We start from the raw sequence: 9,701 nt of genomic DNA, 5'->3' as shown, positions 1-9,701 counted from the left end.
GCATGACATCTTCGATCCCTTCCCGTGCCCATGGCAAAAAAACCCTAATCATCAACAACATGCAAGTCGATCTGCTGCCCATGATCCAGGACGCTAGCCGCGTGCTGGAGCATTGCTGCTGGCTGGCGGAGCTTGCCCAGGAAATCGAGCTGCCCATTGCTCTAGTCTGCCATGAAAAGCTGGGCGCGCTGCCAGCACGACTACGCAAGGCAGCAGGTGTTTGCACAACATTCTCCAAATGCCACTTCAATGTGCTCGATGAACGGGGGATCGACATCTTCCGTACCGCTACGCCCGGCAATCACTGGATTTTCGCGGGTGTGGAAACCCACGTGTGTATCCTGCAATCGGCACTGGCGCTACGCGCACGCGGTGACCAGGTTTCGGTTGTGGTAGACGCAGTGGCGTCCCGCAGCGTCCTGGATCACGAGGTCGCGCTCTCGCGCATGTCACGCCACGGTGTGGAACTGATCACCCGCGAAATGTTGTTCTTCGAAACCATGGCGCAGTCGGAGCGATGCGATTACCTGGCGCTGAGCCAACGCTTTCTCGATGGCCGCTACCTGAGGACCTACGGCGAATGACTCGGATTGCCGCACCTGACACCATGCCCACTCGCACCTTTTTCGCAAGGAGTCAGCCATGACCGCCGTTCTCTCGCAGACCCCCGCCACTGCCAAGGCCGCGCCCTTGATCCTGCTGATGATCATTTTCATCGACGGCCTGGGCACGGCATTGCTGCTGCCGATGCTGCCGATGCTGCTCGACCCGGGCGACCCTGCGGGGGTGGTTTTCGGCAGCGCACCTACTGCCGCTCGGACCGCCGGGCTCTACGGCGTGCTGTTGGCAGGCTACGCCTTTGCGATGATGGTGGGCGCGCCTCTGCTGGGTGCGCTTTCAGACCGCATCGGGCGGCGCCCAACGCTTCTGCTTGCGGTGACAGGGTCGGTCGCCGGGTATGCCCTGAGCACTTGGGCCGTGAGCGTGGGCAGCGTGGGCTTGCTGATCGCCGGGCGCTTGCTGGGAGGCACCTTCGCCGGTAGCGTCCCGGTAGCACAGGCCATGCTGGTCCAGACCCCCGACAGCGCAATGAAACGCATTGGCTGGGTAATGTTTGCCATGACTGCGGGGTTTTTCGCCGGTCCCGCGCTCACGGGCATCCTGCTAGCAGCTCATACACCGGGAGCAAGCCTGCTCCTGCCCTTGCAGGTCGCGCTGACCCTCAGCGTGCTGTGCCTGTTGATGGCCTTCTTGCTGCCCTCTACCCCAGCTCCGGCTGCAACAATGGGCCCATCGCTGATCAGACAGGTCTTGAACGGCTTCACCTCGCCAGCCACGCGCAGACCATTGTTTGCGCTGCTCTGGCTGCAAATCGGCTGGAATCTCTTTTACCAGTACTTGCCCTGGATGCTCGCACGCCAGAGCCAGACCGTAGGCAGCATCAGCCTACTGCTAACAGTGGTCGGGATCGGCATGTGCATCGCCTTCATCTGGGTGGCCGGAGCCTTGCAAACCCGGTATCCAGCGCCACAGATCGCGCGCGCTGCCATCCCCGTGCTGGTGGTAAGCTGCGCATTGCTAGCGGCCACGCTCGACAACTCGCTTGCCCTGGTTTTCGGTGCGCTTGCCGCGATCGCATATGGGGTGGCCTACACTGCCTTGATCGGGCATGCCTTGGCATGCGAGCAGTCAAGCCTGCGTGGCACGGTGCTGGGCATCGCCGCTTCACTGGCTGCCGGCGCCGCAGCCGTCACGGCGTTGCTGGGCGGGATAATCGGCGTCTGGGGCAATCTGCTGCTGGCCTCGTTGAGCGTGGCTGCGCTGGCCCTGAGCTGGGTCATCCTGCTTTTGGGAAGAGATCGAGATGAGTAGCGACAACGCCACCTTGATCATCAAAGACCTGACCTTGCGCCTGCCAGACGGCAGGCCGCTGTTCTCGAGGCTCAACGCAACGTTCTCCAGGCAGTTCACCGGCATCGTCGGGCCCAACGGCAGCGGCAAATCGATGTTGGCGCAGATCATGGCGGGTCGCCTGACCGCGAGCGAAGGCAGCGTCCAGTGTGCTGGCAGTGTCGGTTATTTGCCGCAATGGCTCGGGCCTATCGACGGGACCGTTGCCGACCTGCTGGGGGTACATAACGCTTTGCAGGCCTTGGCAGAGGTCGAGGCGGGCGCCTGCGACCCAGCGCTGTTCGACCTGATCGACGACCGCTGGAACCTGCTGGGCGATATCCACGCCTGTCTGACGCGCTTGGGCCTAGCCCATCTGCCGCTTGATCGCGCAAGCGAGGCCTTGAGCGGAGGCGAGACTGTACGCCTGATGCTCGCCGGTCTGCGCCTCGGCGGCGCGCGGGTATTGATACTCGACGAGCCCACCAACCATCTGGATCGCCAGGCCCGCGAGCAGTTGAGCAAAGAGCTGCGCCAAGGCAAGGAAACCCGCATTGTCATCTCCCACGACCGGGCGCTGCTGGAACATGCCGATCGTATCCTCGAGCTTCGCAGCGACGCGCTGGTTCAATACAGCGGCGGCTACAACAACTATCGCGAGCAGCGCCAGGCGGAGCAGGACAACGCACAGGCTACACTGGTCAGGGCACGCGCGGCACGCGACAGCGTCGAGCAGCAGATCACCATGGCCCGCCAGCGCGAAGTGCAAAGTGCCAGTCATGGTCGAAAGGTGGCGCGTGCCACAGGCACCCCGGCCATCGTCGCCAATGCGCAGGCAGAGCGCGCCGAGCAGCACAGCGGCCATCAGCGCATCCAGCAGGCGCGTCTGAGCCAAATGGCGCGAGAGCGGGTCGACCAGGCCAATGCGAACGTCGAGCCGGTACGCCCAAGCCAACTGCTCGCCCCGACCGGCCTGGTCGCCAACGCGACCCAAGTGGTCACGCTCGAACACTGCGAGCTCCCCTACGGCCCCCCCGACAGCCGCTTCATAGATCTCACCCTGCACGGCCCGATGCGAGTCGCGGTGATCGGGCCGAACGGCTGCGGAAAATCAACCCTGCTGAAGGTGATAGCCGGGCAACTGGCGCCCGCCAGCGGCATCGCCCGGCATATCTTACGCACTCACCTGATCGACCAGCACGCTCAAACCTTCGACCCCGAGCACAGTATCGAGCAGGTGCTACGCAATGAGCTGGGCACTGTCGAGGAGGGCCGCTTTCGCCAGGTCTTCGCCAACGCCGGGCTCGACGCTCGGCAGATGGCTACGCCATTCGGTCGGCTCAGTGGTGGCGAGCGCCTGCGCGCAACGCTCGCCTGGCTGGCAGGCGGCCCCGAACAGACGCAACTGTTGCTGCTCGACGAAGTGAACAACCATCTCGACATCGCGGCCTTGGAAGCAGTCGAGCAGTTGCTCGGACAATTCAAAGGCGCGCTCATAGTGAGTGCTCACGATCCTGATTTTCTGCAGGCCTTGGAATTGACGCACCAGTTCATCTGGCAACCAACAGGTTGGCGCTACGAGCCGTGGGATGATGGCGGGCAATGAATAGCGAAGGCTGAATTACGATTCCGGGCATCGACAGGTAAGAAATTCCCGAATCTGAAGCCCGGTGTTATCGCTGATGCAGAATTGACCCATCTGCCGACCTGGCGTTGCCCCATAAGGAGTTAACCCAAAGTCAGACCTGCTACCGCTTTACGAAGTAGAAGCGTTGGTCAGCGAAATCTCGGCAGCAGGGTTAAGTCTGCATAAGCGGCAATGCGGTGCGCTTGGGCTTCTGCTTTTTCTCGGCCGGAGTTATGGGCATCAAACAGCATCTCGTGGCCTTGGCTGGGGTACGCAATCAACCAGAATGCGCGGCTGGCGCACAGCTTCATGTGGGAGACCTGGATACGTCGAAAAAGACCACCGATCAACAGACCTTCTTCGCTCCAGTCAAATTGAAAGGCCTCACCGAGCGCAAACGTCAGCGGTACAAAAGCGCGTAAAGACTTGCCTTGCTCGCCTCGCCAAGAGCGCACAAACGCCGTGAGCTGGCTGTAACCGCCGTCATAACCCTCGGCCTTGATTTGCTCAAAAAGTGCTTTGGCGCTCCTGCGGTTGTGTTTTGGCCGGAACGAATCGGCCTGGAGCGCCTGCTCCAAGGTCTCGTGAAAAAGACTGAGCTTATTGAAGGTTGCGCACCGTTCAGATGCTCGCGCCAGGCGAGAAGAAAACTCACCGCGCTTACGTCTGGGCCTACAGCACCACGCCGTTTTCGGCGCTCAAGGCTGTGGTTTATGACTTCAGTCCCAGTCGTGCAGGCGAGCATGCACGCAACTTCCTTGGGCGGTGGAACGGCAAGCTGGTATGCGACGATTTCGCTGGCTACAAAGCCGGTTTCGAGAAAGGCATCACCGAAATTGGCTGCATGGCCCACGCCCGTCGCAAGTTTTTCGATCTGCACGTGGCGAACAAAAGGCAGCTGGCTGAAAAAGCGCTGTACTCGATTGGCGGCTTGTACGAAGTTGAACGCCAGGCTCGGGACATGAGCGATGAGGATCGTTGGCGAATACGCCAGGAAAAGGCAGCCCCGATCATCAAAACGCTGCATGACTGGATGTTGGCCCAGCGTGATCTGGTGCCCAACGGATCGGCAACAGCCAAAGCCCTGGATTATAGCCTTAAACGCTGGGTAGCGCTAACGCGCTACCTGGACGATGGTGCTGTACCCATCGACAATAACCAGGTGGAGAACCAGATCAGACCATGGGCACTTGGGCGCTCAAACTGGTTGTTTGCCGGATCGCTTCGCAGTGGCAAACGGGCGGCCGCGATCATGAGTTTGATCCAGTCGGCGCGCATGAATGGGCATGATCCGTATGCCTATCTCAAGGATGTACTGACGCGGGTGCCAACGCAAAAGGCAAGTCAGATCGAACAACTGCTGCCGCATCATTGGATAGGTGGCTGATCTGCGCGAGGCCTATTTCCCGTACCCTCACGGACAAACGATACTAAGGACAGATATGCGCATTCGAGCAACAAGCGAGAACGACTGGATGCTACTCAAGCGCGTCAGGCTTGCCGCGCTTCTGGATACGCCAACAGCCTTTGGCGTCAGTTACAAGACTGCTGCTGACTATGACTGTGACCAGTGGAAACAAAGGTAAGCGTCTGGCAATCACGTCTTGCGAGCAGTTAATTGTCTGGGTCACTTCTCGGACGTACAGGTACCTGTTTGCGCACGGCATTGGACAGAACCAACGATGTCGTGACCGAACCATGGACAGCCAGCGCATCGACTATAGTCTCCAAATCAGCAGGCTGAGAAAACGCGCAACGGACTATGAAGCAGTCTTCTCCCGTAATCCTGTCAGCTTCTAGCACCTCAGGTATGTTGTTAAACAACTCCAGATAGCGCTTGATGTGCTGGTGAGTTGTGCGAATGCGCAGAATCGCCTGCAACCCCAACCCTACCTCACGCAAACTTACCCGCGCGCTGTAACCCTCTATGACACCCGCAGCTTCGAGTTTCTGAACTCGCTCGCTCATAGCCGGTTGGGAAAGCCCAATGCGCTTGCCCAAGGATGCCAGGCTTTGCCGTGCATTCTTTTGCAGTGCCTCCAGTATCTGCCAATCTTTGCTGTCCAGCCCCATGCTTTTCCTCTACTGAGTAATCCGATGAATCATCGGTTGACGACGCTTCTTTCGGATGATTTGCCATCCAAGGTCGATGTGTCATTCGCTACATTCTGCGGACACCCCTTCTGAGAAACAAGAAATGACACCTTCGATATTGCTCCTCCCGGGCATTGGCAATTCCGGCCCAGGTCACTGGCAGACGATATGGGCACACACCGACGCTTCCATGGAGAGCATTGGGGGGCAAGACTGGAATCGACCAGTTTGCACAAAGTGGGTCGAGAATCTGGAGGCCGCTATTAGCCGAGCGGGGCCCGACATCGTGTTGGTAGCCCACAGCCTTGGCTGCCTGCAAGTCGCCCACTGGGCGCAATGTAGTCGCACATTGGTTAGGGCCGCTTTGCTGGTTGCCGTACCAGACCCCGACCGCTCCACTTTTCCGAACGAGGCGCTAGGATTTAGTCCACTTGGCCTGAAGCGTTTTGCATTTCCAAGTACCGTTGTCGCAAGCTGCAACGACCCATATGCAGATATGGATTATAGCCAGCGATGTGCAGAAGCCTGGGGCAGCCGCCTGGTGAACATCGGGCCCCAAGGGCACATTAATTCGGCCAGCGGACTTGGTGATTGGCTTCAGGGGAGAGCGTTGCTGGAAGATCTCGTCGCAATGTCTGTGAGACCCGTCCCAGATGTTCGCTCAACCGTTCACGATGCTAAAGAAAAGAACTCACTTCATTGTTCGCAAGGAAAGCCAAATGAATAACGCATCCAACGCCCCTGTTGTATTCATCAACGGCCTTATCGGTACGTTGAATGATCCTGAGATTCATAGACAGCTCGGTGATCGACCCTTCCTTGCACCTGATCTTTACGGCTATGGAAACCATCAAGGTACGCCTGTAGGGAATATCAATATTCAGGGACAGGTCGAACGAATACGCGAGGTGGTCGAAGCCGAGTTCAATGAATGTGCAGTGAATCTTGTTGGGCATTCGGTCGGTGGAGTGGTGGCCTATGCATTTGCCCACCGCTACCCAGAGCGCGTGAAGAGCCTTGTCAGTGTTGAAGGTAACTTCACCCTGAAGGATGCCTTCTGGTCATCGTCCGTCGCGAACATGTCAGTAGAGCAAGCAGAAACCATGCTGGAGGGATTCCGGGCCGATCCCGAGGCCTGGCTGGAGCGATCCGGAATACTGGAGCCCGCTGGCCAAACAGAAACCGCGAAGACCTGGCTTGCCCACCAACCTGCTTCAACCTTGCAAGCTATGGCCCAATCGGTAGTGGCGGTCACAGGGCGCCCTGACTATCAAACAATCTTAAGGAGCGTGTTCGCTTCGGTACCGGTGCATTTGTTGGCGGGTGAGCACTCAGTCGGAGGTTGGGATGTTCCTGACTGGGCAAATAAGGGAGCGACGAGTCTCACCATCATGCCAGACGTTGGACACCTAATGATGTTGCAACATCCCGCTGCATTCGGTCGACTGGTTGCGGGCCTATTAGCCTGAGTGAGAGTTGATACACGCAAAAGCGTCTGCCGAAGGCACCATGCCTAAGCTAGGAACCCGTCCACTGATGCGGCAGCAGTTGTCCGATCTCGCTTGCTCGCTGCGTCGGCAGCCGCTTGAGAACATCCTTTAAATAGGCGTATGGATCATGCCCATTCAGCCGCGCCGACTGGATCAAGCTCATGATCGCCGCCGCTCGTTTGCCGCTGCGCAGCGACCCTGCAAAGAGCCAGTTCTTGCGTCCAAGAGCCCATGGCCGGATCTGGTTCTCTGCCCAGTTGTTGTCTATGGGTACGGCCCCGTCATCGAGGTAGCGCGACAGCGCCGCCCAGCGTTTCAGGCTGTAATCCAGGGCTCTGCTGATAGCCAAACCTTCAGGCACAAGGTCGCGCTGGGCGATCATCCAGGCATGCAGCATATCCATCACCGGCACGGCTTTTTCTTGCCGTATTCGGCGCCGTAAATCCGGCTCCAGATCGCGGACTTCGCTTTCGATTTCGTAAAGCAACTGGATGTAGCGCAGAGCCTGCTCGGCGAGCGTGCTCTTGTTGGTGGCATGCAGTTCGAAGAACTTGCGCCGCGCATGGGCCATGCAGCCGATCTCGGTTACGCCAAGTTCAAAGCTGGCCTTGTAACCGCCAAAATCATCACAAACCAGCTTGCCCTTCCAGTCTTGCAGGAAGTTGCGAGCATGTTCACCGGTGCGGCTGGGGCTGAAGTCGTAAACGACCGCTGTCGTTTCGCAGAACTGGCTGGTAGCGTAGGCCCACACATAAGAGCGGTGGGTTTTCTTTGTTCCCGGCATGAGCATCTGCACCGGTGTCTCATCGGCGTGGATGACCTGCTGCCCAAGCACTATGTCGCGCAGCGCATCGACCAGAGGCTGCAACTGCACGCCAGTTGCACCCACCCATTGAGCCAGTGTTGAGCGTGGAATCGCCAGGCCCGCTCGACCGAAGATCGACTCCTGACGGTAAAGAGGCAGGTGGTCAGCAAACTTGGCGATCATGACATGGGCAAGTAGGCCCGCAGTCGGGATGCCCTTATCAATAACCTGCGCCGGAACCGGTGCCTGAATGAGCGTTTCGCAGTCATCGCAGACCCATTTGCCACGCACATGGCGTTCAACGGTGAACACGCCGGGCGTGTAGTCCAGCTTTTCGCTGACGTCTTCACCGATGCGTTTGAGGGCGCAGCCGCATGGGCAGTGCGTATTGTCCGGTTCGTGATGGATCAGCGTGCGTGGAAACTCAGCCGGTAATGCAGTGCGCTTGGGCTTCTGCTTTTTCTCCGTCGCCGCTGGCGCGGTTTGCAAGTATTGAAGCTCGGCTTCAATCGCTGCGATATCGGTGTCGATCAAGTCATCCAGCAGGCTGGCCTGCTCAGGATTCATCTGCTCGCTGCACTTGGCAAACTTCAAACGCTTGAGCTGAGCGATCTCGTGAGTCAGCTTCTCGATAACCGTTTGATCGCGGTTGATCTTCTGGCCCATCGTTTCGACCGTCTTGCCCAGCGTGTCGACCTGGTGGTCGAGGGTCTCGACACGCTGCATCAACTGCGCGGCCAAGGCGCGCAGTTGTTCAGGGGTCAAGTGATCAAGATTGGGTAGCGAAGTCATGGGGCCGATTTTGCCAGAGCAGGCAATTCGCGGCGATAGACCGATAGGCTAATGGCAGCCATTAAAGCAGTGTGATCGAGCCTCCAGAACCTGCGCGTTGCCATGGCAGACCCAGCACCAATGCCTGAAGTTGCTCGGCATCCAGTTCCATCTCAGAACCATGGCGAATGCCAGGCCAGTGGAACTTGCCTTGGTTCAACCGGCGCGCCGCCAGCCATATTCCGAAGCCGTCATGCACCAGCACTTTCATGCGATTGGCGCGGCGGTTGGCGAACAGATAAGCGCAGTGCGGCTGCGCCGCACCGAACACCGCGATAACCTTGGCTAACGCCGTTTCGGTACCTGCGCGCATGTCCATCGGTTCGATGGCGAGCCAGATGGAGTCGATGCGAATCATCGCAAAAGGTCTCGAAGAAAAGTCGCACAGGCGGCAGCACTTTCAGTTGGCCAGTTCACTTTGATGGTGCCGCGCGGGTGCTGTATTTCAACGCAGATATTCGATGATGCTGGATGGGAGTTTGCCCCGGCCAGCGGCATGGCTAACGGAATAAATGCAGGTAGGAGCGCCGGGCTTTTCTGCGCTTGCAGCCGAATCCATTTGTGGACGAGGTTTGCGTTGAGGCTATGGCCGAGCGCGACGCTGGCAATCGAAGCGCCGGGCTGTGCACACTCTTGAATGACCTGGGCCTTGAAGGACTTGGAATAGGAACGGCGTGTTGGCTGCATGAAATACCCGCTTTAAAGGCTAGAACTGGTGCCCACTTAATTTAAGTGCACACCATGTCGTGGCCTTGCAGGGCTGAGTAGATGACTTGGCCGGACGGATACCATCAAGCTAGAGGACGGGTTGGTTGGCGAGAAGCCAAATCTCCCCCCGCCCACCCCATCACTGAGTTCTCCTGGCATTCGGTAGCCCGCTTCACGACCTGATAGCCGGACAATCACACGTTTCCCTGCCACGTCGAGTGCAGTCGAGCCCCGTTTCCAGACTGTCTCTGGCTCC

9 protein-coding genes and 3 pseudogenes are annotated in these 9,701 nt (G+C 58.7%); 7 read left to right on the top strand and 5 right to left on the bottom strand.

Features of this window, described 5'->3' with window-relative positions:
- Nucleotides 1–2 precede the first annotated feature (2 nt).
- From RGM3321_RS22310 to RGM3321_RS22300, 3 genes are read left to right on the top strand one after another with little or no spacing between them, the layout of a single operon-like run.
- Nucleotides 3–584 (top strand): isochorismatase family protein, encoded by a 582-nt coding sequence (locus tag RGM3321_RS22310; RefSeq protein ID WP_244394858.1) that lies wholly within the window; start codon nucleotides 3–5, stop codon nucleotides 582–584.
- Nucleotides 585–642: 58 nt separating this feature from the next.
- Nucleotides 643–1,872 carry an MFS transporter gene (locus RGM3321_RS22305; protein ID WP_024684157.1) on the top strand — a complete coding sequence of 410 codons (1,230 nt, stop codon included), beginning with the start codon at nucleotides 643–645 and terminating at the stop codon, nucleotides 1,870–1,872.
- Complete coding sequence (locus RGM3321_RS22300) at nucleotides 1,865–3,496, top strand: ATP-binding cassette domain-containing protein (RefSeq protein ID WP_244394857.1); 1,632 nt, start codon at nucleotides 1,865–1,867, stop codon at nucleotides 3,494–3,496. The genes RGM3321_RS22305 and RGM3321_RS22300 overlap by 8 nt, the downstream gene beginning before the upstream one ends.
- 254 nt (nucleotides 3,497–3,750) lie before the next feature.
- Here RGM3321_RS22300 and RGM3321_RS22295 read toward each other — a convergent pair.
- Nucleotides 3,751–4,122: pseudogene (locus tag RGM3321_RS22295) on the bottom strand (IS21 family transposase); the annotation flags it as partial.
- A gap of 14 nt (nucleotides 4,123–4,136) precedes the next feature.
- On the opposite strand from RGM3321_RS22295, the pseudogene RGM3321_RS22290 reads away from it, so the two are divergent.
- Nucleotides 4,137–4,904, top strand: a pseudogene (locus tag RGM3321_RS22290) (IS66 family transposase); the annotation flags it as partial.
- Nucleotides 4,905–4,959: 55 nt separating this feature from the next.
- Nucleotides 4,960–5,100 (top strand): annotated as a pseudogene (locus tag RGM3321_RS22285) (GNAT family N-acetyltransferase); the annotation flags it as partial.
- 31 nt (nucleotides 5,101–5,131) lie between these two features.
- On the opposite strand, the gene RGM3321_RS22280 reads toward RGM3321_RS22285, so the two are convergent.
- Nucleotides 5,132–5,590: an Lrp/AsnC family transcriptional regulator gene (locus RGM3321_RS22280; RefSeq protein WP_008012704.1), complete on the bottom strand. Its 459-nt coding sequence runs from the start codon at nucleotides 5,588–5,590 to the stop codon at nucleotides 5,132–5,134.
- A gap of 55 nt (nucleotides 5,591–5,645) precedes the next feature.
- On the opposite strand from RGM3321_RS22280, the gene RGM3321_RS22275 reads away from it, so the two are divergent.
- Together RGM3321_RS22275 and RGM3321_RS22270 are read left to right on the top strand one after the other, a co-directional pair.
- Nucleotides 5,646–6,338 (top strand): alpha/beta hydrolase, encoded by a 693-nt coding sequence (locus tag RGM3321_RS22275; RefSeq protein ID WP_328590143.1) that lies wholly within the window; start codon nucleotides 5,646–5,648, stop codon nucleotides 6,336–6,338.
- Entirely contained in the window at nucleotides 6,331–7,080 is a 750-nt protein-coding gene (locus RGM3321_RS22270; protein WP_008012709.1) for an alpha/beta hydrolase, read from the top strand. The genes RGM3321_RS22275 and RGM3321_RS22270 overlap by 8 nt, the downstream gene beginning before the upstream one ends.
- A gap of 49 nt (nucleotides 7,081–7,129) precedes the next feature.
- Here the strand turns inward: RGM3321_RS22270 and RGM3321_RS22265 are convergent, their stop codons facing one another.
- The 3 genes from RGM3321_RS22265 to RGM3321_RS22255 form a co-directional block, all read right to left on the bottom strand.
- Nucleotides 7,130–8,698, bottom strand: coding sequence for an IS66 family transposase (locus RGM3321_RS22265; RefSeq protein ID WP_244394856.1), 1,569 nt, complete (start codon nucleotides 8,696–8,698; stop codon nucleotides 7,130–7,132).
- 61 nt (nucleotides 8,699–8,759) lie between these two features.
- Nucleotides 8,760–9,095: an IS66 family insertion sequence element accessory protein TnpB gene (gene tnpB, locus RGM3321_RS22260; protein ID WP_244394855.1), complete on the bottom strand. Its 336-nt coding sequence runs from the start codon at nucleotides 9,093–9,095 to the stop codon at nucleotides 8,760–8,762.
- A complete protein-coding gene (locus RGM3321_RS22255; protein WP_244394854.1) occupies nucleotides 9,092–9,424 on the bottom strand; it encodes a transposase in 333 nt (110 codons plus the stop codon). Before RGM3321_RS22255 ends, tnpB begins: the two co-directional genes overlap by 4 nt.
- Between the last annotated feature and the right edge of the window lie 277 nt (nucleotides 9,425–9,701).

The sequence above is a fragment of the Pseudomonas sp. RGM 3321 genome (assembly GCF_022836805.1).
Lineage (GTDB): Bacteria > Pseudomonadota > Gammaproteobacteria > Pseudomonadales > Pseudomonadaceae > Aquipseudomonas.
This window is presented reverse-complemented; position numbering and strand designations above follow the sequence as displayed.

Excerpts from the sequence above, each read along its gene's own strand:
- RGM3321_RS22310 (WP_244394858.1), top strand. The coding sequence starts at position 3 with ATGACATCTTCGATCCCTTCCCGTGCCCATGGCAAAAAAACCCTAATC.
- RGM3321_RS22305 (WP_024684157.1), top strand. The coding sequence starts at position 643 with ATGACCGCCGTTCTCTCGCAGACCCCCGCCACTGCCAAGGCCGCGCCC.
- RGM3321_RS22300 (WP_244394857.1), top strand. The coding sequence starts at position 1,865 with ATGAGTAGCGACAACGCCACCTTGATCATCAAAGACCTGACCTTGCGC.
- RGM3321_RS22280 (WP_008012704.1), bottom strand. The coding sequence starts at position 5,590 with ATGGGGCTGGACAGCAAAGATTGGCAGATACTGGAGGCACTGCAAAAG.
- RGM3321_RS22275 (WP_328590143.1), top strand. The coding sequence starts at position 5,646 with ATGATTTGCCATCCAAGGTCGATGTGTCATTCGCTACATTCTGCGGAC.
- RGM3321_RS22270 (WP_008012709.1), top strand. The coding sequence starts at position 6,331 with ATGAATAACGCATCCAACGCCCCTGTTGTATTCATCAACGGCCTTATC.
- RGM3321_RS22265 (WP_244394856.1), bottom strand. The coding sequence starts at position 8,698 with ATGACTTCGCTACCCAATCTTGATCACTTGACCCCTGAACAACTGCGC.
- tnpB (WP_244394855.1), bottom strand. The coding sequence starts at position 9,095 with ATGATTCGCATCGACTCCATCTGGCTCGCCATCGAACCGATGGACATG.
- RGM3321_RS22255 (WP_244394854.1), bottom strand. The coding sequence starts at position 9,424 with ATGCAGCCAACACGCCGTTCCTATTCCAAGTCCTTCAAGGCCCAGGTC.